The sequence below is a fragment of the Escherichia sp. S10b genome (genome assembly GCF_028421345.1).
Classification (GTDB): domain Bacteria; phylum Pseudomonadota; class Gammaproteobacteria; order Enterobacterales; family Enterobacteriaceae; genus ECMA0423.
Genome location: NZ_JAHZSO010000159.1, coordinates 68,773 through 94,423, shown reverse-complemented (window position 1 = coordinate 94,423; position 25,651 = coordinate 68,773). Strand labels below are relative to the sequence as shown.

At 50.3% G+C, this 25,651-nt stretch carries 25 protein-coding genes; 20 read left to right on the top strand and 5 right to left on the bottom strand.

All coding sequences use genetic code 11. The features are described from left to right. Positions 1-233: 233 nt before the first annotated feature. The 6 genes from gltI to hscC all read left to right on the top strand — a co-directional run bounded on the left by gltI (position 234) and on the right by hscC (position 6,258). Positions 234-1,142: a glutamate/aspartate ABC transporter substrate-binding protein GltI gene (gltI, locus tag FTE26_RS10805; protein WP_001297566.1), complete on the top strand. Its 909-nt coding sequence runs from the start codon at positions 234-236 to the stop codon at positions 1,140-1,142. A gap of 169 nt (positions 1,143-1,311) precedes the next feature. Then, positions 1,312-2,052, top strand: a complete 741-nt coding sequence (gltJ, locus tag FTE26_RS10800) for a glutamate/aspartate ABC transporter permease GltJ (RefSeq protein ID WP_000020941.1) — start codon at positions 1,312-1,314, stop codon at positions 2,050-2,052. Then, positions 2,052-2,726, top strand: a complete 675-nt coding sequence (gene gltK / locus FTE26_RS10795) for a glutamate/aspartate ABC transporter permease GltK (RefSeq protein ID WP_000272824.1) — start codon at positions 2,052-2,054, stop codon at positions 2,724-2,726. Before gltJ ends, gltK begins: the two co-directional genes overlap by 1 nt. After that, complete coding sequence (gene gltL / locus FTE26_RS10790; RefSeq protein ID WP_000631384.1) at positions 2,726-3,451, top strand: glutamate/aspartate ABC transporter ATP-binding protein GltL; 726 nt, start codon at positions 2,726-2,728, stop codon at positions 3,449-3,451. Before gltK ends, gltL begins: the two co-directional genes overlap by 1 nt. A 117-nt stretch (positions 3,452-3,568) precedes the next feature. After that, entirely contained in the window at positions 3,569-4,504 is a 936-nt protein-coding gene (gene rihA / locus FTE26_RS10785) for a pyrimidine-specific ribonucleoside hydrolase RihA (protein ID WP_001207503.1), read from the top strand. 83 nt (positions 4,505-4,587) lie between these two features. Continuing rightward, positions 4,588-6,258, top strand: coding sequence for a molecular chaperone HscC (gene hscC, locus FTE26_RS10780; protein ID WP_000367899.1), 1,671 nt, complete (start codon positions 4,588-4,590; stop codon positions 6,256-6,258). A 59-nt stretch (positions 6,259-6,317) separates the two neighbouring features. On the opposite strand, the gene djlC is transcribed toward hscC, so the two are convergent. Further along, complete coding sequence (djlC, locus tag FTE26_RS10775) at positions 6,318-7,769, bottom strand: co-chaperone DjlC (protein ID WP_001297568.1); 1,452 nt, start codon at positions 7,767-7,769, stop codon at positions 6,318-6,320. Continuing rightward, positions 7,766-8,473, bottom strand: coding sequence for a DUF1266 domain-containing protein (locus tag FTE26_RS10770; protein WP_001030930.1), 708 nt, complete (start codon positions 8,471-8,473; stop codon positions 7,766-7,768). Before FTE26_RS10770 ends, djlC begins: the two co-directional genes overlap by 4 nt. A gap of 101 nt (positions 8,474-8,574) precedes the next feature. Between FTE26_RS10770 and FTE26_RS10765 the strand changes: the two genes are divergently transcribed. Next, on the top strand, positions 8,575-9,129 hold the full coding sequence (locus tag FTE26_RS10765; RefSeq protein WP_001035666.1) for a tetratricopeptide repeat protein: 555 nt from the start codon (positions 8,575-8,577) through the stop codon (positions 9,127-9,129). A gap of 9 nt (positions 9,130-9,138) precedes the next feature. On the opposite strand, the gene FTE26_RS10760 is transcribed toward FTE26_RS10765, so the two are convergent. Beyond that, entirely contained in the window at positions 9,139-10,566 is a 1,428-nt protein-coding gene (locus FTE26_RS10760) for a J domain-containing protein (protein WP_000786622.1), read from the bottom strand. Further along, positions 10,563-11,270 carry a DUF1266 domain-containing protein gene (locus FTE26_RS10755; RefSeq protein ID WP_000367012.1) on the bottom strand — a complete coding sequence of 236 codons (708 nt, stop codon included), beginning with the start codon at positions 11,268-11,270 and terminating at the stop codon, positions 10,563-10,565. Before FTE26_RS10755 ends, FTE26_RS10760 begins: the two co-directional genes overlap by 4 nt. A gap of 163 nt (positions 11,271-11,433) precedes the next feature. On the opposite strand from FTE26_RS10755, the gene ybeQ reads away from it, so the two are divergent. Further along, a complete protein-coding gene (gene ybeQ, locus FTE26_RS10750; protein ID WP_000578161.1) occupies positions 11,434-12,411 on the top strand; it encodes a Sel1 family TPR-like repeat protein YbeQ in 978 nt (325 codons plus the stop codon). Positions 12,412-12,480: 69 nt separating this feature from the next. Here ybeQ and FTE26_RS10745 read toward each other — a convergent pair whose 3' ends face one another. Continuing rightward, the gene (locus FTE26_RS10745) at positions 12,481-12,963 is read right to left on the bottom strand and encodes a zinc ribbon-containing protein (RefSeq protein ID WP_001044880.1); all 483 of its coding nucleotides are present in this window, start codon (positions 12,961-12,963) and stop codon (positions 12,481-12,483) included. Positions 12,964-13,197: 234 nt separating this feature from the next. Here FTE26_RS10745 and leuS point away from each other — a divergent pair, with 234 nt between their 5' ends. The 12 genes from leuS (at position 13,198) to ybeD (ending at position 25,604) form a co-directional block, all read left to right on the top strand. Then, positions 13,198-15,780, top strand: coding sequence for a leucine--tRNA ligase (leuS, locus tag FTE26_RS10740; RefSeq protein ID WP_001297565.1), 2,583 nt, complete (start codon positions 13,198-13,200; stop codon positions 15,778-15,780). Positions 15,781-15,794: 14 nt separating this feature from the next. Further along, positions 15,795-16,376: an LPS assembly lipoprotein LptE gene (gene lptE, locus FTE26_RS10735; protein WP_001269673.1), complete on the top strand. Its 582-nt coding sequence runs from the start codon at positions 15,795-15,797 to the stop codon at positions 16,374-16,376. Further along, positions 16,376-17,407, top strand: coding sequence for a DNA polymerase III subunit delta (gene holA, locus FTE26_RS10730; RefSeq protein WP_000620532.1), 1,032 nt, complete (start codon positions 16,376-16,378; stop codon positions 17,405-17,407). Before lptE ends, holA begins: the two co-directional genes overlap by 1 nt. A gap of 1 nt (position 17,408) precedes the next feature. Then, a complete protein-coding gene (gene nadD, locus FTE26_RS10725; RefSeq protein WP_000838889.1) occupies positions 17,409-18,050 on the top strand; it encodes a nicotinate-nucleotide adenylyltransferase in 642 nt (213 codons plus the stop codon). A 23-nt stretch (positions 18,051-18,073) separates the two neighbouring features. Next, positions 18,074-18,685, top strand: a complete 612-nt coding sequence (locus tag FTE26_RS10720) for an adenosylcobalamin/alpha-ribazole phosphatase (RefSeq protein ID WP_001241899.1) — start codon at positions 18,074-18,076, stop codon at positions 18,683-18,685. A gap of 259 nt (positions 18,686-18,944) precedes the next feature. Beyond that, positions 18,945-19,262 (top strand): ribosome silencing factor, encoded by a 318-nt coding sequence (gene rsfS / locus FTE26_RS10715; RefSeq protein ID WP_001161664.1) that lies wholly within the window; start codon positions 18,945-18,947, stop codon positions 19,260-19,262. A gap of 3 nt (positions 19,263-19,265) precedes the next feature. Then, a complete protein-coding gene (gene rlmH / locus FTE26_RS10710; RefSeq protein ID WP_000776105.1) occupies positions 19,266-19,733 on the top strand; it encodes a 23S rRNA (pseudouridine(1915)-N(3))-methyltransferase RlmH in 468 nt (155 codons plus the stop codon). Between the two features lie 30 nt (positions 19,734-19,763). Then, positions 19,764-21,665 (top strand): peptidoglycan DD-transpeptidase MrdA, encoded by a 1,902-nt coding sequence (mrdA, locus tag FTE26_RS10705; protein WP_000776191.1) that lies wholly within the window; start codon positions 19,764-19,766, stop codon positions 21,663-21,665. 2 nt (positions 21,666-21,667) lie between these two features. Next, positions 21,668-22,780, top strand: a complete 1,113-nt coding sequence (gene mrdB / locus FTE26_RS10700) for a peptidoglycan glycosyltransferase MrdB (RefSeq protein ID WP_000131719.1) — start codon at positions 21,668-21,670, stop codon at positions 22,778-22,780. 10 nt (positions 22,781-22,790) lie between these two features. Continuing rightward, positions 22,791-23,879 (top strand): endolytic peptidoglycan transglycosylase RlpA, encoded by a 1,089-nt coding sequence (rlpA, locus tag FTE26_RS10695; protein WP_001231415.1) that lies wholly within the window; start codon positions 22,791-22,793, stop codon positions 23,877-23,879. Positions 23,880-24,018: 139 nt separating this feature from the next. Continuing rightward, positions 24,019-25,230, top strand: coding sequence for a D-alanyl-D-alanine carboxypeptidase DacA (gene dacA / locus FTE26_RS10690; protein ID WP_001092082.1), 1,212 nt, complete (start codon positions 24,019-24,021; stop codon positions 25,228-25,230). A 110-nt stretch (positions 25,231-25,340) separates the two neighbouring features. Then, positions 25,341-25,604, top strand: coding sequence for a DUF493 family protein YbeD (ybeD, locus tag FTE26_RS10685; protein WP_000850550.1), 264 nt, complete (start codon positions 25,341-25,343; stop codon positions 25,602-25,604). Positions 25,605-25,651: the final 47 nt, after the last annotated feature.

Sequence of the window (25,651 nt, the reverse complement as noted above, 5' to 3'; positions counted from 1 at the left end):
ACCACCACAAATCAGCGGTAGCACCAAAAAGGTGCGGTTTAAGAATTTTGCTTCGGAATGGTGCGGCGCATCTCGCAAAAACAAACAATAAAACAGCAATATCTTTACATTTAGCCAAACTAAATGTTACCTAACAGGCACAACACTGCACAATAAAGTTGCAGACGATAACAACACAAACACTCACAACGGGTATCCATGCGTTCTTAACGCAGAAGATAAAGGAGTTGGATATGCAATTACGTAAACCTGCCACAGCAATCCTCGCCCTGGCGCTTTCCGCAGGACTGGCACAGGCAGATGACGCCGCCCCGGCAGCAGGCAGTACGCTGGACAAAATCGCCAAAAACGGTGTGATTGTCGTCGGTCACCGTGAATCTTCAGTACCTTTCTCTTATTACGACAATCAGCAAAAAGTGGTGGGTTACTCGCAGGATTACTCCAACGCCATTGTTGAAGCAGTGAAAAAGAAACTCAACAAACCGGACTTGCAGGTGAAACTGATTCCGATTACCTCACAAAACCGTATTCCACTGCTGCAAAACGGCACTTTCGATTTTGAATGTGGTTCTACCACTAACAACGTCGAACGCCAAAAACAGGCGGCTTTCTCTGACACTATTTTCGTGGTCGGTACGCGCCTGCTGACCAAAAAGGGTGGCGATATCAAAGATTTTGCCGACCTGAAAGACAAAGCCGTAGTCGTCACTTCCGGCACTACCTCTGAAGTTTTGCTCAACAAACTGAATGAAGAGCAAAAAATGAATATGCGCATCATCAGCGCCAAAGATCACGGTGACTCTTTCCGCACCCTGGAAAGCGGTCGTGCCGTTGCCTTTATGATGGATGACGCTCTGCTGGCCGGTGAACGTGCGAAAGCGAAGAAACCAGACAACTGGGATATCGTCGGCAAGCCGCAGTCTCAGGAAGCCTACGGTTGCATGTTGCGTAAAGACGATCCGCAGTTCAAAAAGCTGATGGATGACACTATCGCTCAGGTGCAGACCTCCGGTGAAGCGGAAAAATGGTTTGATAAATGGTTCAAAAATCCAATTCCGCCGAAAAACCTGAACATGAATTTCGAACTGTCAGACGAAATGAAAGCACTGTTCAAAGAACCGAATGACAAGGCACTGAACTAATTACAAGAACCAGGGGCGGAAATTCCAGCCCTCTCGATTGTTACGTAGCACGGACAGACTATACGCCTGATGGTCGTTCCCCATCGGGCCTGAAAACCGCAATACGCTGGGTAACAATCTTCGAGGGTAGCAGTTAACGCTGCTACCCTCTTTTTTCTGGAGTAGATTTATGTCTATAGACTGGAACTGGGGTATTTTTTTACAACAAGCCCCGTTCGGCAACACCACCTATCTTGGTTGGATCTGGAGTGGTTTTCAGGTGACGATCGCTTTGTCGATCTGCGCCTGGATTATCGCTTTCCTCGTCGGTTCATTTTTCGGCATTTTACGTACCGTTCCAAACCGTTTTCTCTCCGGTCTGGGTACGTTGTATGTCGAACTGTTCCGCAACGTGCCGTTGATTGTGCAATTCTTTACCTGGTATCTGGTGATCCCGGAGCTGCTGCCGGAGAAAATCGGCATGTGGTTTAAGGCCGAGCTGGATCCCAATATTCAGTTTTTCCTTTCATCCATGCTCTGCCTGGGGCTGTTTACCGCCGCCCGTGTTTGCGAACAGGTACGCGCCGCTATTCAGTCGCTGCCGCGTGGGCAAAAGAATGCCGCGCTGGCGATGGGCCTGACGCTACCGCAGGCTTATCGATACGTACTGCTGCCTAATGCTTATCGCGTTATCGTCCCGCCGATGACCTCAGAGATGATGAACCTGGTGAAAAACTCCGCCATCGCCTCGACTATTGGTCTGGTGGATATGGCGGCGCAGGCGGGTAAATTGCTTGATTACTCAGCCCACGCCTGGGAGTCGTTTACCGCCATCACGCTGGCGTATGTATTGATTAACGCTTTTATCATGCTGGTGATGACGCTGGTTGAACGTAAAGTTCGCCTGCCTGGCAACATGGGGGGTAAATAATGTACGAGTTTGACTGGAGTTCCATTGTCCCTTCCCTGCCATATCTGCTCGACGGGCTGGTGATCACCCTGAAAATCACCGTCACGGCAGTCGTGATCGGTATTTTGTGGGGCACCATGCTGGCGGTGATGCGCTTGTCCAGCTTTGCGCCTGTAGCGTGGTTTGCCAAAGCCTACGTTAACGTATTCCGCTCGATTCCTTTAGTTATGGTTTTGCTGTGGTTTTACCTGATTGTGCCGGGTTTTCTGCAAAACGTGCTGGGATTATCACCAAAAAATGATATCCGTTTAATTTCGGCGATGGTGGCGTTTTCGATGTTTGAAGCGGCCTACTATTCAGAGATTATCCGTGCTGGTATTCAAAGTATTTCTCGTGGTCAGTCGAGCGCCGCGCTGGCGTTGGGAATGACTCACTGGCAGTCGATGAAACTGATTATTCTGCCGCAGGCGTTCCGCGCGATGGTGCCGCTTCTGCTCACTCAGGGCATCGTACTGTTCCAGGATACCTCACTGGTGTATGTGTTATCTCTGGCCGATTTCTTCCGTACCGCCTCAACCATTGGTGAGCGTGATGGTACGCAGGTTGAGATGATCCTGTTTGCCGGATTTGTTTATTTCGTTATTAGTCTTAGCGCGTCGTTGTTGGTCAGCTACTTGAAAAGAAGGACAGCATAATGATTACCCTGAAAAATGTTTCAAAATGGTATGGTCACTTTCAGGTGCTGACCGACTGCTCAACCGAAGTGAAAAAAGGCGAAGTGGTGGTGGTTTGCGGCCCGTCTGGTTCCGGCAAATCAACGCTGATTAAAACCGTCAACGGCCTCGAACCAGTGCAGCAAGGTGAAATCACCGTCGATGGTATCGTGGTTAATGACAAGAAAACCGATCTGGCAAAGCTGCGTTCCCGCGTCGGGATGGTATTCCAGCATTTCGAGCTGTTCCCTCATCTGTCGATTATCGAAAACCTGACCCTGGCGCAGGTGAAAGTGCTTAAACGCGATAAAGCGCCGGCTCGTGAAAAAGCATTGAAATTGCTGGAGCGCGTGGGACTTTCCGCACATGCCAATAAATTTCCGGCGCAGCTTTCCGGCGGTCAGCAGCAGCGTGTGGCGATCGCTCGCGCATTGTGTATGGATCCTATTGCGATGCTGTTCGACGAACCGACGTCGGCGCTGGATCCGGAGATGATCAACGAAGTGCTGGACGTGATGGTGGAACTGGCGAACGAAGGAATGACCATGATGGTGGTGACCCACGAAATGGGCTTTGCCCGCAAAGTGGCGAATCGGGTGATCTTTATGGATGAGGGTAAAATTGTCGAAGACTCGCCGAAAGACGCTTTCTTCGATGATCCGAAATCGGACCGCGCAAAAGACTTCCTCGCGAAAATCCTGCATTAATCACTCTGGCGCGCATACCCAAGTGCGCGCCATCTCACGCTTTATCGTTTCGCCCCTCGTATCTGTTACATCCTGGCGTTACCCTTGTCGCAAAGAAGCACACAACAAGGAGCAACAATGGCACTGCCAATTCTGTTAGATTGCGACCCAGGTCATGACGACGCTATCGCAATAGTTCTCGCCCTCGCCTCACCAGAGCTTGATGTCAAAGCAATTACGTCTTCCGCCGGAAACCAGACACCAGAAAAAACCTTACGCAATGTTCTTCGTATGCTGACCTTGCTCAATCGCACCGATATTCCGGTAGCAGGCGGCGCGGTAAAACCGTTAATGCGTGAGTTGATTATCGCGGACAATGTGCACGGCGAAAGCGGTCTCGACGGCCCGGCATTACCGGAACCGGCGTTCGCACCGCAAAACTGTACGGCGGTAGAGCTAATGGCGAAAACGCTGCGTGAAAGTGCGGAACCTGTCACGATTGTGTCTACCGGACCGCAAACTAACGTTGCCTTGCTGCTCAATAGCCATCCGGAACTGCATAGCAAAATTGCCCGTATCGTGATTATGGGCGGCGCAATGGGGCTTGGTAACTGGACGCCTGCGGCTGAATTTAATATTTACGTTGACCCGGAAGCGGCAGAAATTGTCTTCCAGTCAGGGATCCCGGTGGTGATGGCTGGTCTGGATGTTACTCACAAAGCACAAATCCACGTTGAAGACACTGAGCGTTTCCGCGCGATTGGCAACCCTGTTTCAACCATTGTTGCCGAACTGCTGGATTTCTTCCTCGAATATCATAAAGACGAAAAATGGGGCTTTGTCGGCGCACCGCTGCATGACCCATGCACCATCGCCTGGCTGTTGAAACCGGAGTTGTTTACCACTGTTGAGCGCTGGGTTGGCGTGGAAACACAGGGGAAATATACTCAGGGTATGACGGTTGTTGATTATTATTATCTGACTGGCAATAAACCGAATGCCACCGTAATGGTCGATGTTGATCGTCAGGGCTTTGTTGATTTACTGGCTGATCGTCTGAAATTTTACGCTTAACACACGTCATTGATTAAGATCACCACGCGTTACCTGGGTGGTCTTAATCTGTTTATCTCTTTTTCTTTCAAGATATAAATGCAATGGATAATGCAGAACTCGCCATTGGTATCGATCTCGGTACTACCAATAGTTTAATTGCCGTCTGGAAAGACGGTGCCGCGCAATTAATTCCAAATAAGTTCGGTGAATATTTAACACCATCCATAATTAGCATGGATGAAAATAATCATATTTTAGTCGGAAAACCGGCTGTATCACGGCGTACTTCGCATCCGGATAAAACGGCAGCGTTATTTAAACGTGCAATGGGCAGTAATACCAACTGGCGGTTAGGCAGCGACACATTTAACGCGCCAGAACTGTCCTCTTTGGTATTACGCTCATTAAAAGAAGATGCCGAAGAATTTCTGCAACGTCCGATTAAAGATGTGGTGATCTCCGTTCCGGCTTATTTCAGCGATGAACAACGCAAGCATACCCGTTTAGCAGCGGAGTTAGCCGGGTTAAATGCGGTACGCTTAATTAATGAACCCACAGCAGCTGCGATGGCGTATGGCCTGCATACCCAACAAAATACCCGTTCGCTGGTGTTTGATCTCGGTGGCGGCACGTTTGACGTCACGGTGCTTGAGTACGCCACGCCGGTGATTGAAGTTCACGCCTCCGCTGGCGATAACTTCCTCGGTGGCGAAGATTTTACCCATATGTTGGTCGATGAGGTTTTAAAGCGCGCGGATGTCACCAGGACCACGCTTAACGAGAGTGAACTGGCAGCCTTGTACGCCTGTGTGGAAGCGGCAAAATGTAGCAATCAATCGCCAATGCACATTCGCTGGCAGTACCAGGATGAAACGCGGGAATGCGAATTTTACGAGAACAAACTGGAAGATTTGTGGTTGCCGCTGCTCAATCGCTTGCGAGTGCCGATTGAACAGGCGTTGCGCGATGCGCGTCTGAAGCCGAGTCAAATCGACAGTCTGGTGCTGGTTGGCGGCGCGTCACAAATGCCGCTGGTGCAGCGAATCGCCGTGCGTCTGTTTGGCAAATTACCGTATCAAAGTTACGACCCGAGCACCATTGTCGCGCTGGGCGCAGCAATCCAGGCCGCCTGCCGCTTACGCAGTGAAGATATTGAAGAGGTAATCCTCACTGATATTTGCCCTTACTCGTTGGGCGTTGAAGTTAACCGCCAGGGCATTTCCGGCATTTTCTCGCCGATTATTGAACGAAACACCACAGTACCGGTGTCGCGTGTAGAAACTTACTCGACCATGCACCCGGAGCAGGATTCAATTACGGTTAACGTCTATCAGGGAGAAAACCACAAAGTTAAAAATAACATTCTGGTTGAATCCTTCGATGTGCCGTTGAAGAAAACCGGGGCTTATCAGTCGATTGATATTCGCTTTAGTTATGATATCAACGGCTTGCTTGAAGTTGACGTGCTTCTGGAAGATGGCAGCATTAAGTCCAGAGTGATTAACCACAGCCCGGTAACATTGAGCGCGCAGCAGATTGAAGAGAGTCGGACGCGGTTATCCGCATTGAAAATTTATCCGCGCGATATGCTCATCAATCGCACCTTTAAAGCCAAACTGGAAGAGTTGTGGGCGCGGGCGCTGGGTGACGAGCGAGAAGAGATCGGCCGGGTGATCACCGATTTTGATGCGGCGTTGCAGTCAAACGATATGGCCCGCGTCGATGAAGTTCGTCGACGGGCGAGCGATTATTTGGCTATTGAGATCCCTTAAACACGGCTGCCGGATGCGGCATAAACGCTGCATCCGGCATCGGCGCAAAAAACACATCCTCAGCTAAACAACATCGCGATTTTGCCGAGAGCATAACCTATCACCAGCACCGTTAAGCTGATTTTGATAATGCTGGTAATGCTCTGTGGTTTTTCATCCTCATCATTTTTTTCTTCATGGTTTTCAGGTGTTGGCTCATCGACATCTTCATCCTCCGGCTCGAGTTTCACTTTCGTCAACAGCATCCGGGTGACAATGGCCTCTAATGGATGAGCATCTCCGCCTTCCAGCCTTGTATTAAGACGGGCCAGCATCTCTTGTTTCGGAAACGCTTCAAGTACTACCTGTTCCGCTACCCGATACAAATCCAGTAACGGTGAATCTTCTTCTGTCTCGCTACCGACTCTCGATTTCCACCACGCCCATGCTTTGCGTTTGAAGAATAGCGACTCAATAAACGATTGACCTAACGGCGATAATTTTCCGCTATGTAAAATTTCCGCCCATAACAGCCGCGTCCGGGCGCTCTCACCAGGAACATATTTCAGCGGTTGACCTTGCGCATCAACCATGCTCTGCGCTTCGATAACCATCACTAATAACGCGAAATAATCCGGGCAATGACGCTTGCTCCACTGCAACAACAAATTATCAGCTTGTGTAGATGGGTAACTTTCCCAGTACGCGCCGAGATCGGCAAGCAGGCTTTCCCCCTCGCCGCAGTACAAACGTTGTGCACACTGGTAATACCGGGCATCTTCGCTTTCTGGTTCTTCCGCTTGCCACTGTTTGGCTACAGGAATGAGTTCCGCCATACCTGTTTGCACCGAGCTGTACCAGCGCAACAGTTTGCGATGTAACTTTGCATCATCAGGAATGAACCACGGACCTTCCATCGCCAAAAACGCAGTGACATAGTCAGGATGGTAACGGCAGCAACGTTCCAGCGCGAAGTAATACTCAACCGTCTGGTTCTGCAACGCAACGGGATATTCCAGAAGGCTAAGGAAATCGAAACAATCACCAGCCTGAATGGCCTCAAGAAAAGCCTCCCTTTCTTCCTCATCCATTCCTTCGCTGTCATTAAACGAATGCCAGTTCAAACGCTCTGCCAGCAAAGAAGCACAATTTAATGAAAGATATCGCGCTTCTATAGCGATTGCACACAGCGGCCAGCGTAATTGATCGACATCCTCCATGTTCCAGGTATTTAATTGCTGAATAAATTTCTGCCAGGCGGAGGGCTGAAAACGATCACTTTCTGAATCCAGTAATGTCCTGAATGCACGCAGTATTTCATGTTCAGCGGCGGCATCTTTTTCTTCATCATCTGCTTCCTCGACAGGATTTACCGCCAGTCGCAGCGCCTCTTCATAGGCCTGGCGTAATGCTTTAAACCCCTGCGGATCGGTTTCGGGATGACATAACGGTAAGCGAGCAAGATAAGCCTGGCGGATAATGTCTATTTGCGTCGTGCTTTCAATTTCGAGGATTTGCCAACATGTTTTCATAGGTCGCTCACATCCTTAAGCGTTACCGGGCATTCAGGCTGGACAGTTAATGGCTGCCAGGGAAGCGTGGCATAGAAACGATCGCTTCCCGCTGCCAGCTCTTCGAACATCCGACTCCCGGCGCTATCGTATTTGTACAGGGTTAGCGCCTCGCGTAGCGAAGTGTTGTCTTCGCACTGAGAAGATTGCCAGTAGAGACGTCCTAACGAATAGGCGGAAAAATAGTGCATCCAGCTGTGATAGTAATGGTGAGCTCGTACATAGACGCGCGATTGCAGCCATAAACTCTCTTCTTCCGTCAGCCAGTTGTTGAGCACACCGACCCGTGACAGAAACCCCATTCGAACATAATCCCAGGCTTTGATTCCCCCTTCTCCACAGCACATAGCGGTTTGGGCAACGAATTGGGTATAAATCAACCCTCTCTCCGAGCCACCAGCAATTAATGCTTTCCACTCTTCAGGGGAAGAGCGATGCCATGTCAGATATAAGCCAGCTAAATCATTGGCATGACCATCATCAGTCATCTGATAAATAGTCTGAATTAAATCATCACGATTATTTATTCCCCAGGATGATGAGAGATCGAATTCTTTTATCCCGGTATACATTTTTGGCGAGTCATGCGCGGGTTTGCAACCCTGATTAAGTATTTCCATGGGCGCAGAAAGCGCAAAAAGAAGATATTGTTCTTCCTTATTCATTTGTTAATAATCCCTTAAGTGCATTAACTGACTACTTTTTTATTATTGATGAGTATAAACTTGACGCTTTCAAAATAAAAAGAAAATCGAAGCATTCACACATGAATAAAAAATTAATGTATATATTCGCAATTTTTATAGTTGCAGCAATTACCTGTATTAGCCAACCCAAGAAAACGACGTTGCGTGATAAAGCCATGGTGAATTATGCCTTTGATTATTTAAGATCACCGGGCAGTCTTCCATTCACCACGGCAGCCACGGAGCTTTCCGCGATTCATGGTCACTCAACGTCGCAATATCGCCTTGGAGAATTTTATCTTCATGGTAGCGACGGTAAACCACTGGATTATACACAGGCGAGATACTGGTATGAGCAATCAGCGGAACAGGAAAATCCACGCGCGCAAAGTAAACTGGGGTGGATCTACCTCAAAGGTCTGGGGGTCAAACCCGACACCCGTAAAGCAATTCTCTGGTATAAGGAAGCAGCTGAACAAGGGTATGCTCATGCTCAATATACTTTAGGTTTGATCTACAGAAATGGCTCAGGTATTAATGTTAACCATTATGAATCTCAAAAATGGTTAAAACTGGCCGCCAAACAACATTACAAAAATGCGGAAAGATTACTTGCCGGGCTTCCCGCACATTAACGTCGACTGTCACCCGAACAGATGGAGTATTTTCCCTATCAAACCAGCAAAGATAAAAATATAGAAAATAATTTTAATGATGCCCAGACAGCCTGGCCCACCATCGTCAACGGGCATTGGCTGCGGTTGCGGCTCCGGTTCAACAGTTTGCTTCTCGGTAAAATTCGCCGCCTGAATTAATAATCGACGAATAATTAATGCTTCCAGTGGACAACGATCTTCCGCATCAAGGCGGCTCACAATCGGCATTAATGATTCTTCTGTCGGTTGGCTAGCCTGCACTAATTGTTTGGCAACTAAATATAATGGCCATAAGGGATGTTCTGTATCACGCGTGAGTGAGATCCGCGGCTTACGTCCTTTGTGCAAAACCATCTCGACCAGTGAACGCCCCAGCGCAGAGAGTTTTTCATCGCTGAGTATTTCGTATAAATGAAAACGCGTACGGGCGCTGTCGCCGGGGACATAAAGTAGCTGTTTACCCTGATCGTTAACCAGTTCACGAGCTTCAATCATCATCACCACTAACGGGTAATAATCGACCCGATGCTGACGGCACCATTGCAATATTAAAGCATCCGCCTGGGTGGAGGGATACTCGCGCCAGTAGTCACAAAGTTCTGCCAGCAAGCTTTCGCCTTCTCCACAATAGACGCGTTGCGCGTATTCATAATAACGCGCATCTTCATTATCAGGTTCAGCTTCCCGCCACGACCGGGCGTAATCCAGAAGTTCGGGGATACCCAGGCGACCTGCGCTATACCAGCGGAGTAAATTTCTGTGCAGTTTTGCATCATCGGGGATGATCACTGCGCGATGTTGCGCTAAATACAATGTCAGCCATTCTGGATGCGATGACCAAATCCGAGCGAACATTTGGTAAAAATCGATGGTGTCATTTTGCACGGCAACGGGCAGATGCAGAATGGTCTGGAAGTTAAAAACATTCCCCTTCGCAATGGCATATAAAAAGGATTCCAGTTCTTCTTCGTCTATTTCCCCGACGTTTTCCTCCTGCAACCACCGCAATCTTTCTGCTAATAACACCACGCACTCGAAGGATAAATGGGCAGTGTTCATGGCTATTGTGCACAGCGACCAGCGTAATTCATCAATATCTTCCATCGAGCAATAATTTAATTGCTGAATGAATCGCTGCCAGGCAGAGGGCAGAAAACGTTCGCTATCAGAGGCAAGTAACGCACGAAAGGCGAGCAGAATTTCATGTTCTGCTACCTCATATTCTTCTGGTTGCCAAACAGATTTAGCAGGCGACTGCGCAATCCGTAGCGCCTTCTCATACGCCTGACGAAGTTGTTTAAAACCCTGCGGATCGGTTTCTGGATGAAAGGACGGTAACAGCGCCAGATAAGCGCGGCGGATAATATCGACGTCAGTCGTTTCCTCTATTTCGAGAATCTTCCAGCAATTTTTCATAGGTCGCTCATATCCTTAAGCGTTTCCGGGCATGTGGGGTAGTCAGCCAGTGGTTGCCAGGACAAGGTAGGGTAATACGCATCATCACTGGCAAATAATTGATAAAACATATCATTGCCGGAATCGTCGTATTCTTTACGCGCTAAGAATTCACGTAATAACTGCAGATTATCATCCTCGGGAGACTGCCAATATTGCCGACCAAAGGTATAACCGGCAAAGTATTGCCGCCAGTTACGATAATAACGTAGAGCCCGTAGATGAATGCGCGACTGGATCCATAGACTTTCTTCTTCGCTCAACCAGTTATTAAGTACGCCCATTCGGCTTAAAAAACCCATCCGGACATAATCCCAGGCTTTAATTCCTCCCTCACCACAGCATTCGGCGGTGCTGGCGACAAATTGCGCATAAGCCTGACCTTGCTCATTTAGTTCAGCAAGATAGTCACGCCATTCACATGGCGAATAACGAAACCAGCGGTGATAAAACCCTGCCAACCGAGCGGCATGACCGTTATCGATTATTCGGTGAATTGTGCGCAGCAGGTCATCACGGGCATCAATTCCCCAGGAGGAAGAAAGGTCAAAAAAGCATGTACCTAAATACATTTTGGGTGATGAATGCGAAGGTAAACAGCATTCATTGCGTATTTCCATCGGAGTGGAAAGTGCAAACAATATTTTTTGCGACTCCATGTCCATATAATTTATCCTTAAATATTCATTAAATGAATATTAGCCGCATTGCGAGGCTCGTTTATTTATACTTTTCTGACGCGACATAATACGCATAAAATAAGGCTTACGCAAAAATGGAACACATAAAAATATAATATGTTTTATCTGCAACCATAAGGAAATGATAATGATTTTCACGTCAAGTTGCTGCGATAATTTATCAATAGATGAGATTATCGAACGTGCTGAAAAAGGCGATTGCGAGGCTCAATATATTGTTGGGTTTTATTATAATCGCGATAGCGCAATTGATTCTCCGGACGACGAAAAAGCCTTTTACTGGCTGAAGCTGGCCGCCGAGCAAGGTCATTGTGAAGCACAATATTCCTTAGGACAAAAGTATACTGAGGATAAAAGCCGTCATAAAGATAATGAGCATGCCATCTTTTGGCTGAAAAAAGCTGCCCTACAAGGCCATACTTTCGCTTCCAACGCCCTTGGCTGGATACTGGATCGTGGAGAAGACCCCAATTATAAAGAAGCGGTTGTCTGGTATCAGATAGCCGCGGAGAGCGGAATGTCTTATGCGCAAAATAATCTTGGGTGGATGTACAGAAATGGCAACGGAGTCGCAAAAGACTATGCGCTGGCATTTTTCTGGTACAAACAAGCTGCATTACAAGGCCATAGTGACGCGCAAAACAATCTGGCCGATCTTTATGAAGACGGAAAAGGCGTTGCTCAAAACGAGACACTCGCCGCATTCTGGTATTTGAAAAGCGCACAGCAGGGTAATCGGCATGCTCAGTTTCAAATTGCATGGGATTATAACGCTGGCGAAGGGGTGGACCAGGACTATAAGCAAGCGATGTACTGGTATCTGAAGGCTGCCGCTCAGGGGAGCGTCGGCGCTTACGTCAACATCGGTTATATGTATAAACACGGACAAGGCGTTGAGAAAGATTATCAGGCTGCCTTTGAATGGTTTACGAAAGCCGCTGAATGCAATGACGCCACTGCCTGGTATAACCTGGCCATTATGTATCACTACGGAGAAGGAAAACCTGTCGATCTCCGACAGGCTCTCGACCTGTATCGTAAAGTTCAGTCATCCGGAACCAGAGATGTCAGTCAAGAAATTCGTGAGATTGAAGATTTACTGTAGAGATAAAAACAAGGGCCGGGGAATTTCATTCGGCCCATATTCTCTTTATTGCTGTGCGAAATCAGACTATTACGGCTCAAACGGGCGTCTCTGGAACTGGTCATGACCACATTTCGGGCATAGCGTCAGCACTTCCGGTGTGTAGATCGGGAGATGGAAGTGACATTTCTCGCAGACCAGATTTCCCAGCCCGACCACTTCTCCGCTGTGATAAACCCCATGATGATTGAGGTCCTGGAAAACTTCGCGCCATTCAAGCTGCGTTTTATCGGTGATGTCTGCCAGCTCCTGCCACAAGCTTTCTTTAATCACCCGCATAAAGACGCTGTCAGATTCTTCTTTCAGGCTCTCTTCATAGCTCATGGCGAACTCTTCCAGGTCACGTCTGACAGCTCGCGTCAGCTCATCGACCTCGGTTCGCGTTAACTCCCCTGTTTTTATTACGCGCTCGCGCGCCTGTTCCACCAGTGCGTCGATATCACGTTCGCCATTGCGCAGGCGTTCGCTCAGTGACGCAACCAGTTCACGGTAATATTGAGCAACCTTGTTCATCGTTTCATCTCCCGGGTCGTTAACTGACTATAATAATAGACGTTCTTTGTTCCTTGCTTTGCTAATACGCCCACAAACTCTGTAAATTAATGTATGAATAATCCGGGCATCATTTCAACGTCGAGTGCGCGAAAGGCTGTTTTGACGCGGACGTTTGGGCTATGCTATGCGGATCTGAAAAACCACCTCAACGCTACATTTGTAGCCGTATTGAAAACAGGACCACTGGCTGCCATGCAAGAGCAATACCGCCCGGAAGAGATAGAATCCAAAGTACAGCTTCATTGGGATGAGAAGCGCACATTTGAAGTAACCGAAGACGAGAGCAAAGAGAAGTATTACTGCCTGTCTATGCTTCCCTATCCTTCTGGTCGACTACACATGGGCCACGTACGTAACTACACCATCGGTGACGTGATCGCCCGCTACCAGCGTATGCTGGGCAAAAACGTCCTGCAGCCGATCGGCTGGGACGCGTTTGGTCTGCCTGCGGAAGGCGCGGCGGTGAAAAACAACACCGCTCCGGCACCGTGGACGTACGACAACATCGCGTATATGAAAAACCAGCTCAAAATGCTGGGCTTTGGTTATGACTGGAGCCGCGAGCTGGCAACCTGTACGCCGGAATACTACCGTTGGGAACAGAAATTCTTCACCGAGCTGTATAAAAAAGGCCTGGTATATAAGAAGACTTCTGCGGTCAACTGGTGCCCGAACGACCAGACCGTACTGGCGAACGAACAAGTTATCGACGGCTGCTGCTGGCGCTGCGATACCAAAGTTGAACGTAAAGAGATCCCGCAGTGGTTTATCAAAATCACTGCTTACGCTGACGAGCTGCTTAACGATCTGGATAAACTGGATCACTGGCCAGACACCGTTAAAACCATGCAGCGTAACTGGATCGGTCGTTCCGAAGGCGTGGAGATCACCTTCAACGTTAACGACTATGACAACACGCTGACCGTTTACACTACCCGCCCGGACACCTTTATGGGTTGTACCTACCTGGCGGTAGCTGCGGGTCATCCGCTGGCGCAGAAAGCGGCGGAAAATAATCCTGAACTGGCGGCCTTTATTGACGAATGCCGTAACACCAAAGTTGCCGAAGCTGAAATGGCGACGATGGAGAAAAAAGGCGTCGATACTGGCTTTAAAGCTGTTCACCCATTAACGGGCGAAGAAATTCCCGTTTGGGCAGCAAACTTCGTATTGATGGAGTACGGCACGGGCGCAGTTATGGCGGTTCCGGGTCACGACCAGCGCGACTACGAGTTTGCCTCTAAATACGGCCTGAACATCAAACCAGTTATCCTGGCTGCTGACGGCTCTGAGCCAGATCTTTCTCAGCAAGCCCTGACTGAAAAAGGCGTGCTGTTCAACTCTGGCGAATTCAACGGTCTTGACCATGAAGCGGCCTTCAACGCCATCGCCGATAAACTGACTGCGATGGGCGTTGGCGAGCGTAAAGTGAACTACCGCCTGCGCGACTGGGGTGTTTCTCGTCAGCGTTACTGGGGCGCGCCGATTCCGATGGTGACGCTGGAAGACGGTACCGTAATGCCGACCCCGGACGACCAGCTGCCGGTGATCCTGCCGGAAGATGTGGTGATGGACGGCATTACCAGCCCGATTAAAGCAGATCCGGAGTGGGCGAAAACTACCGTTAACGGTATGCCAGCACTGCGTGAAACCGACACTTTCGACACCTTTATGGAGTCCTCCTGGTACTATGCGCGCTACACTTGCCCGCAGTACAAAGAAGGTATGCTGGATTCCGAAGCGGCTAACTACTGGCTGCCGGTGGATATCTACATTGGTGGTATTGAACACGCCATTATGCACCTGCTCTACTTCCGCTTCTTCCACAAACTGATGCGTGATGCAGGCATGGTGAACTCTGACGAACCAGCGAAACAGTTGCTGTGTCAGGGTATGGTGCTGGCAGATGCCTTCTACTATGTTGGCGAAAACGGCGAACGTAACTGGGTTTCCCCGGTTGATGCTATCGTTGAACGTGACGAGAAAGGCCGTATCGTGAAAGCGAAAGATGCGGCAGGCCATGAACTGGTTTATACCGGCATGAGCAAAATGTCCAAGTCGAAGAACAACGGTATCGACCCGCAGGTGATGGTTGAACGTTACGGCGCGGACACCGTTCGTCTGTTTATGATGTTTGCTTCTCCGGCTGATATGACTCTCGAATGGCAGGAATCCGGTGTGGAAGGGGCTAACCGCTTCCTGAAACGTGTCTGGAAACTGGTTTACGAGCACACAGCAAAAGGTGATGTTGCGGCACTGAACGTTGATGCGCTGACTGAAGATCAGAAAGCGCTGCGTCGCGATGTGCATAAAACGATCGCTAAAGTGACCGATGATATCGGCCGTCGTCAGACCTTCAACACCGCAATTGCGGCGATTATGGAGCTGATGAACAAACTGGCGAAAGCACCAACCGATGGCGAGCAGGATCGCGCTCTGATGCAGGAAGCGCTGCTGGCCGTTGTCCGTATGCTTAACCCGTTCACCCCGCACATCTGCTTCACGCTGTGGCAGGAACTGAAAGGCGAAGGCGATATCGACAACGCGCCGTGGCCGGTTGCTGACGAAAAAGCGATGGTGGAAGACTCCACGCTGGTCGTGGTGCAGGTTAACGGTAAAGTCCGTGCCAAAATCACCGTTCCGGTGGACGCAACGGAAGAACAGGTTCGCGAACGTGCTGGCCAGGAACATCTGGTAGCAAAATATCTTGATGGCGTTACCGTGCGTAAAGTGATTTACGTACCAGGTAAACTCCTCAATCTGGTCGTTGGCTAAGCGCGGGAGGAAGCGTGCGATATCTGGCAACATTGTTGTTATCTCTGGCGGTGTTAATCACCGCCGGGTGTGGCTGGCATCTGCGTGATACCACGCAGGTTCCTTCCACTATGAAGGTCATGATCCTGGACTCAGGCGATCCGAACGGGCCATTAAGCCGTGCGGTGCGTAACCAGTTACGTCTGAATGGTGTCGAGTTGCTTGATAAAGAAACCACGCGTAAGGACGTTCCATCCCTGCGTTTGGGTAAAGTGAGCATCGCGAAAGATACCGCATCGGTATTCCGTAACGGTCAAACAGCAGAGTATCAGATGATCATGACGGTGAATGCGACCGTGTTGATCCCCGGCCGTGATATCTACCCGATTAGTGCCAAAGTCTTCCGTTCGTTCTTTGATAACCCGCAAATGGCGTTAGCGAAAGATAACGAACAAGACATGATCGTAAAAGAGATGTACGACCGTGCTGCCGAACAGCTGATTCGTAAGCTGCCAAGCATCCGTGCTGCGGATATTCGTTCCGACGAAGAACAGACGTCGACCACAACGGATACTCCGGCAACGCCTGCACGCGTCTCCACCACGCTGGGTAACTGATGATTCGGTTGTACCCGGAACAACTCCGCGCGCAGCTCAATGAAGGGCTGCGCGCGGCGTATCTTTTACTTGGTAACGATCCTCTGTTATTGCAGGAAAGCCAGGACGCTGTTCGTCAGGTAGCTGCGGCACAAGGATTCGAAGAACACCACACTTTTTCCATTGATCCCAACACTGACTGGAATGCGATCTTTTCGTTATGCCAGGCTATGAGTCTGTTTGCCAGTCGACAAACGCTATTGCTGTTGTTACCAGAAAACGGACCGAATGCGGCGATCAATGAACAACTTCTCACACTCACCGGACTTCTGCATGACGACCTGCTGTTGATCGTCCGCGGTAATAAATTAAGCAAAGCGCAAGAAAATGCCGCCTGGTTTACTGCTCTTGCGAATCGCAGCGTGCAGGTGACCTGTCAGACACCGGAGCAGGCTCAGCTTCCCCGCTGGGTTGCTGCGCGCGCAAAACAGCTCAACTTAGAACTGGATGACGCTGCAAATCAGGTGCTCTGCTACTGTTATGAAGGTAACCTGCTGGCGCTGGCTCAGGCACTGGAGCGTTTATCGCTGCTCTGGCCAGACGGCAAATTGACATTACCGCGCGTTGAACAGGCGGTGAATGATGCCGCGCATTTCACCCCTTTTCATTGGGTTGATGCTTTGTTGATGGGAAAAAGTAAGCGCGCGTTGCATATTCTTCAGCAACTGCGTCTGGAAGGCAGCGAGCCGGTTATTTTGTTGCGCACATTACAACGTGAACTGTTGTTACTGGTTAACCTGAAACGCCAGTCTGCCCATACGCCACTGCGTGCGTTGTTTGATAAGCATCGGGTATGGCAGAACCGCCGGGGCATGATGGGCGAGGCGTTAAATCGCTTAAGCCAGCCGCAGTTACGTCAGGCCGTGCAACTCCTGACACGAACGGAACTCACCCTCAAACAAGATTACGGTCAGTCAGTGTGGGCAGAGCTGGAAGGGTTATCTCTTCTGTTGTGCCATAAACCCCTGGCGGACGTATTTATCGACGGTTGATATGAAATCTTTACAGGCTCTGTTTGGCGGCACCTTTGATCCGGTGCACTATGGTCATCTTAAACCCGTGGAAACGCTGGCGAATTTGATTGGTCTGACGCGGGTCACAATCATCCCTAATAATGTTCCTCCGCATCGTCCCCAGCCGGAAGCGAACAGCGTGCAGCGTAAACACATGCTTGAACTGGCGATTGCCGACAAGCCATTATTTACTCTTGATGAACGCGAGCTAAAGCGCAATGCCCCCTCTTACACTGCGCAAACACTGAAAGAGTGGCGGCAGGAACAAGGGCCGGACGTGCCGCTGGCGTTTATTATTGGTCAGGATTCATTGCTGACCTTTCCGACCTGGTACGAATACGAAACGATACTCGACAATGCACATTTGATCGTCTGTCGGCGTCCAGGTTACCCACTTGAAATGGCGCAACCGCAATACCAGCAATGGCTGGAAGATCATTTGACACATAACCCGGAAGATCTTCACCTTCAGCCTGCCGGTAAAATTTATCTGGCTGAAACGCCGTGGTTTAACATCTCGGCGACCATCATCCGCGAACGTTTGCAAAACGGTGAATCGTGTGAGGATTTATTGCCGGAACCGGTACTGACTTACATTAACCAACAAGGCTTGTATCGCTGATACCTGTCGTTACGGAGGGCATGATGCGACTGTGGTTAATTCGTCATGGCGAAACGCAAGCGAATGTCGATGGTCTGTACAGCGGTCATGCGCCCACACCCCTGACCGCACGCGGTATTGAGCAAGCGCAAAATCTGCATACGCTGCTACATGGTGTTTCCTTTGATCTGGTTTTATGCAGTGAACTGGAACGGGCACAGCATACCGCGCGACTGGTTCTCAGTGACCGCCAGCTCCCCGTGCAAATCATCCCTGAACTCAACGAAATGTTTTTTGGCGACTGGGAGATGCGACATCATCGCGACCTCATGCAAGAAGATGCCGAAAACTATAGCGCGTGGTGCAATGACTGGCAGCATGCAATCCCCACGAACGGTGAAGGATTTCAGGCATTTTCGCAACGTGTGGAACGCTTTATCGCAAGGCTTAGTGAATTTCAGCACTATCAGAATATTTTAGTCGTCAGCCATCAGGGTGTACTGAGTCTGTTAATCGCCCGTTTAATTGGCATGCCTGCCGAGGCTATGTGGCATTTTCGCGTTGACCAGGGGTGTTGGAGCACCATTGATATCAACCAAAAATTCGCGACGCTACGCGTCCTCAATAGCCGTGCCATCGGGGTCGAGAATGCATGACTTTTCTGTTTTTTTACGGGTAAGCCGCAACGACCATTGACAGACCCGGGCAGGCTGATATTCTCCGCAGCCAGACTTTTTTCGCCAGACACGACTTTGTAGAAATTGTTTTACAAAAATGGCGATGCAATCTGCGGCGCGGGGTGGGATGATAGCCCACTTTCGAAAGCCGATTCGGCGACAATTGTCCCGAAATCGCCTCTGGTTCAGGTATACTGACAGACCATTTTTATCTATTTGATTCACCCAGGGGGAAAACTTGCAGGGTAAAGCACTCCAGGATTTTGTTATCGACAAAATTGATGACCTCAAAGGTCAGGACATCATCGCCTTAGACGTTCAAGGCAAATCCAGCATCACCGACTGCATGATCATCTGTACGGGTACGTCCAGCCGTCATGTTATGTCCATTGCTGACCACGTTGTGCAGGAGTCTCGCGCAGCGGGCCTGTTACCGCTCGGCGTAGAAGGTGAAAACAGCGCCGACTGGATTGTCGTGGATTTGGGCGATGTGATTGTCCATGTCATGCAGGAAGAGAGCCGTCGCCTGTATGAACTGGAAAAACTCTGGAGTTAATGCGTGAAGCTGCAACTTGTCGCCGTGGGAACGAAAATGCCGGACTGGGTACAAACCGGTTTTACCGAGTACCTGCGTCGTTTTCCGAAAGATATGCCCTTCGAGCTGATTGAAATTCCGGCCGGAAAACGCGGCAAGAATGCGGACATCAAGCGCATACTCGACAAAGAGGGTGAGCAGATGTTGGCGGCCGCAGGCAAAAACCGCATTGTCACCCTCGATATTCCAGGCAAGCCCTGGGATACGCCGCAGTTAGCCGCTGAGCTGGAACGCTGGAAGCTGGATGGTCGCGACGTCAGTCTACTGATTGGCGGGCCTGAAGGGTTGTCGCCTGCCTGTAAAGCGGCGGCGGAGCAGAGCTGGTCGCTGTCGACGCTTACCCTCCCCCATCCGCTGGTTCGCGTGCTGGTCGCAGAGAGTCTGTACCGGGCGTGGAGCATCACCACCAACCATCCTTATCACCGTGAGTGATAAGGGAGCTTTGAGTAGAAAACGCAGCGGATGAAACTACAGAACTCTTTTCGCGACTATACGGCAGAGTCCGCGCTGTTTGTGCGCCGGGCGCTGGTCGCCTTTTTGGGGATTTTGCTGCTGACCGGCGTGCTTATCGCCAACCTGTATAATCTGCAAATTGTTCGCTTTACCGACTACCAGACTCGCTCTAATGAAAACCGCATTAAGCTGGTGCCTATCGCGCCCAGCCGCGGCATTATCTACGACCGTAATGGTATCCCTCTGGCCCTCAACCGCACTATCTACCAGATAGAAATGATGCCAGAGAAAGTCGATAACGTGCAGCAAACGCTGGACGCTTTGCGCAGCGTGGTTGATCTGACCGATGACGATATTGCTGCATTCCGAAAAGAGCGCGCACGTTCACACCGTTTCACCTCTATTCCGGTGAAAACTAACCTGACCGAAGTACAAGTAGCTCGCTTTGCCGTCAATCAGTACCGTTTTCCGGGTGTCGAAGTTAAAGGCTATAAACGTCGTTACTATCCTTACGGTTCGGCGTTGACCCACGTCATCGGCTATGTGTCGAAAATCAACGATAAAGACGTCGAACGCCTGAATAATGACGGCAAACTGGCCAACTATGCGGCAACGCATGATATCGGTAAGCTGGGCATTGAGCGTTACTATGAAGACGTGCTGCACGGTCAGACCGGTTATGAAGAGGTTGAAGTTAACAACCGTGGGCGTGTTATCCGCCAGTTAAAAGAAGTACCACCGCAAGCCGGACACGATATTTACCTGACGCTGGATCTCAAACTCCAGCAATATATTGAAACGCTGCTGGCGGGTAGCCGCGCAGCTGTGGTTGTCACCGATCCGCGTACAGGTGGGGTGCTGGCGCTGGTTTCCACGCCTAGTTATGACCCAAACCTGTTTGTTGACGGTATCTCCAGCAAAGATTATTCCGCCTTGTTGAACGACCCGAATACACCGCTGGTGAACCGCGCCACACAGGGGGTTTATCCTCCCGCGTCTACAGTTAAACCCTATGTGGCGGTTTCGGCATTGAGCGCCGGGGTGATCACGCGCAATACGACGCTGTTTGACCCAGGCTGGTGGCAACTGCCAGGTTCGGAAAAACGTTATCGTGACTGGAAAAAATGGGGCCACGGGCGTCTGAATGTCACAAGATCGCTGGAAGAATCTGCGGATACCTTCTTCTATCAGGTGGCCTACGATATGGGGATCGATCGCCTCTCCGAATGGATGGGTAAATTCGGTTATGGTCATTACACCGGTATCGACCTGGCGGAAGAACGTTCCGGCAACATGCCTACCCGCGAATGGAAACAGAAACGCTTTAAAAAACCGTGGTATCAGGGTGACACCATTCCGGTTGGTATCGGTCAGGGTTACTGGACAGCGACCCCAATCCAGATGAGTAAGGCACTGATGATCCTGATTAATGACGGTATCGTGAAGGTTCCTCATTTGCTGATGAGCACCGCCGAAGACGGCAAACAGGTGCCATGGGTACAGCCGCATGAACCGCCCGTCGGCGATATTCATTCCGGTTACTGGGAGCTGGCGAAAGACGGTATGTACGGTGTTGCTAACCGCCCTAACGGTACGGCGCATAAATACTTTGCCAGCGCACCGTACAAAATTGCGGCGAAATCCGGTACCGCTCAGGTCTTCGGTCTGAAAGCGAACGAAACCTATAATGCGCACAAAATTGCCGAGCGTTTACGTGACCACAAACTGATGACCGCCTTTGCGCCATACAACAATCCGCAAGTGGCTGTCGCCATGATTCTGGAGAACGGTGGTGCGGGTCCGGCGGTTGGGACACTGATGCGCCAGATCCTCGACCACATTATGCTGGGTGATAACAACACCGATCTGCCTGCGGAAAATCCAGCGGTTGCCGCAGCGGAGGACCATTAATCATGACGGATAATCCGAATAAAAAAACATTCTGGGATAAAGTCCATCTCGATCCCACAATGCTGCTGATCTTACTGGCATTGCTGGTTTACAGCGCCCTGGTTATCTGGAGCGCCAGCGGTCAGGATATTGGCATGATGGAGCGTAAAATCGGCCAAATCGCGATGGGTCTGGTCATCATGGTGGTGATGGCGCAAATTCCTCCACGCGTTTATGAAGGCTGGGCCCCCTATCTCTATATCATCTGTATTATTTTGCTGGTGGCGGTAGATGCTTTCGGTGCCATCTCTAAAGGCGCTCAACGCTGGCTGGACCTCGGTATTGTTCGTTTTCAGCCGTCGGAAATTGCCAAAATAGCCGTACCACTGATGGTTGCGCGCTTTATCAACCGCGACGTTTGCCCGCCATCGTTGAAGAACACTGGCATCGCGCTGGTGCTGATATTTATGCCCACGCTGCTGGTGGCTGCACAGCCTGACCTGGGAACATCAATCCTCGTTGCGCTTTCCGGTCTGTTTGTACTGTTCCTCTCTGGCCTTAGCTGGCGTCTGATTGGCGTCGCAGTAGTGCTGGTGGCGGCGTTCATTCCTATTCTGTGGTTCTTCCTGATGCATGATTACCAGCGCCAGCGCGTAATGATGCTCCTGGACCCGGAATCAGACCCACTCGGCGCGGGCTATCACATTATTCAGTCTAAAATTGCTATTGGCTCCGGCGGATTACGCGGCAAAGGCTGGCTGCATGGCACTCAGTCACAACTTGAATTTCTACCCGAACGCCATACCGACTTTATCTTCGCGGTACTGGCGGAAGAGCTGGGATTAGTGGGCATTCTGATTCTGCTCGCTCTCTACATTCTGCTGATCATGCGCGGGCTGTGGATAGCCGCCAGAGCGCAAACCACCTTTGGTCGCGTCATGGCTGGCGGCTTAATGCTGATATTATTCGTTTATGTCTTCGTAAATATTGGTATGGTAAGCGGTATTCTGCCGGTTGTAGGGGTTCCGCTCCCACTGGTCAGTTATGGAGGATCAGCGCTAATTGTGCTGATGGCTGGGTTCGGGATTGTAATGTCAATCCACACCCACAGGAAAATGTTGTCGAAAAGCGTGTAAGAGGTGCGCAATGCGTAAGCAGTGGCTCGGGATCTGCATCGCGGCAGGAATGCTCGCGGCATGTACAAGCGATGATGGTCAGCAACAGACGGTAAGTGTACCGCAGCCTGCGGTATGTAACGGCCCCATAGTTGAAATTAGCGGGGCGGACCCGCGTTTCGAACCACTGAACGCGACGGCAAATCAGGATTACCAGCGCGACGGTAAAAGCTACAAAATCGTGCAGGATCCGTCTCGATTTAGCCAGGCGGGACTGGCGGCAATCTATGATGCCGAACCAGGCAGTAACCTGACGGCCTCTGGCGAAGCTTTCGATCCGACACAGTTGACGGCGGCCCATCCAACGCTTCCGATCCCCAGCTACGCCAGAATCACTAACCTGGCTAACGGGCGAATGATCGTGGTGCGCATTAATGATCGCGGCCCCTACGGCAACGACCGCGTAATTTCGCTTTCTCGCGCAGCAGCTGACCGTCTTAACACGTCAAACAACACCAAAGTTCGTATCGATCCGATTATTGTCGCCCAGGATGGTTCGCTTTCTGGTCCTGGTATGGCTTGTACCACAGTCGCCAAACAGACTTACGCCCTGCCTGCACCTCCCGATTTAAGCGGTGGCGCGGGGGCAAGTTCAGTGTCTGGCCCGCAGGGTGACATTCTTCCGGTCAGTAACTCGACGCTAAAAAGCGAAGATCCGACCGGCGCGCCGGTAACCAGTAGCGGTTTCCTCGGCGCTCCAACGACCTTAGCGCCTGGTGTACTGGAAAGCAGCGAACCGACACCTGCACCACAGCCCGTTGTTACAGCTCCGTCGACAACGCCTGCAACCTCGCCTGCAATGGTGACACCGCAAGCCGCCTCGCAAAGCGCCAGCGGCAACTTTATGGTGCAAGTCGGGGCCGTTAGCGATCAGGCTCGTGCGCAACAGTACCAACAGCAACTGGGACAGAAGTTCGGCGTCCCCGGTCGCGTAACTCAAAATGGCGCGGTCTGGCGTATCCAGCTTGGCCCATTCGCCAGTAAAGCCGAAGCCAGTACCTTGCAGCAACGTTTGCAAACCGAAGCCCAATTACAGTCATTTATTACCACCGCGCAGTAGCGTAAAGCAGGCATCTGATGTGTCAATTTCTGTAAATGACGTTAACAAAGTCACGCGGAAAGTCAGATGCCTGCCGGTAGTGCATTTGCTATAGTAGGGCACTTTTTTTAATTCCATCACGGATGTCGTAGTTCAGACCATGAATACCATTTTTTCCGCTCGTATCATGAAGCGCCTGGCGCTCACCACAGCTCTTTGCACAGCCTTTATCTCTGCTGCACATGCCGATGACCTGAATATCAAAACTATGATCCCGGGTGTACCGCAGATCGATGCGGAGTCCTACATCCTGATTGACTATAACTCCGGCAAAGTGCTCGCCGAACAGAACGCAGATGTCCGCCGCGATCCTGCCAGCCTGACCAAAATGATGACCAGTTACGTTATCGGCCAGGCAATGAAAGCCGGTAAATTTAAAGAAACTGATTTAGTCACTATCGGCAACGACGCATGGGCCACCGGTAACCCGGTGTTTAAAGGTTCTTCGCTGATGTTCCTCAAACCGGGCATGCAGGTTCCGGTTTCTCAGCTGATCCGCGGTATTAACCTGCAATCGGGTAACGATGCTTGCGTCGCCATGGCCGATTTTGCCGCTGGTAGCCAGGACGCTTTTGTTGGCTTGATGAACAGCTACGTTAACGCCCTGGGCCTGAAAAACACCCACTTCCAGACGGTACATGGTCTGGATGCTGATGGTCAGTACAGCTCCGCGCGAGATATGGCGCTGATCGGCCAGGCATTGATCCGTGACGTACCGAATGAATACTCGATCTATAAAGAAAAAGAATTTACGTTTAACGGTATTCGCCAGCTGAACCGTAACGGCCTGTTATGGGATAACAGCCTGAATGTCGACGGCATCAAAACCGGACACACTGACAAAGCAGGTTACAACCTTGTTGCTTCTGCGACTGAAGGCCAGATGCGCTTGATTTCTGCGGTGATGGGCGGACGTACTTTTAAAGGCCGTGAAGCCGAAAGTAAAAAACTGCTAACCTGGGGCTTCCGTTTCTTCGAAACCGTTAACCCACTGAAAGTAGGTAAAGAGTTCGCCTCTGAACCGGTTTGGTTTGGTGATTCTGATCGCGCTTCGTTAGGGGTTGATAAAGACGTGTACCTGACCATTCCACGTGGTCGCATGAAAGATCTGAAAGCCAGCTATGTGCTGAACAGCAGTGAATTGCATGCGCCGCTGCAAAAGAATCAGGTCGTCGGAACTATCAACTTCCAGCTTGATGGCAAAACGATCGAGCAACGCCCGCTGGTTGTGTTGCAAGAAATCCCGGAAGGTAACTTCTTCGGCAAAATCATTGATTACATTAAATTAATGTTCCATCACTGGTTTGGTTAAAAATTGAACACTTGAAAGTGTAATTTCCGTCCCCATATACTAAGCATCAGTAAAAAAACTCCCGCCTTCTGGCGGGAGTTGCTATTTAATTACGTTACGCCGGAGCTGACATGAAAACCAAACTTAACGAACTGCTTGAATTCCCTACTCCTTTTACTTACAAAGTTATGGGGCAGGCGTTACCTGAGCTGGTTGATCAGGTGGTTGAAGTGGTACAGCGCCATGCGCCAGGTGACTACACCCCAACGGTAAAACCAAGCAGCAAAGGCAACTACCACTCGGTATCTATCACTATCAACGCCACTCATATCGAGCAGGTTGAAACACTGTATGAAGAACTGGGCAAAATCGATATTGTCCGCATGGTTCTGTAACTCGCTTCTCCGTTACCCGGCTCCTGGTCGGGTAACTCCCCTCTCCT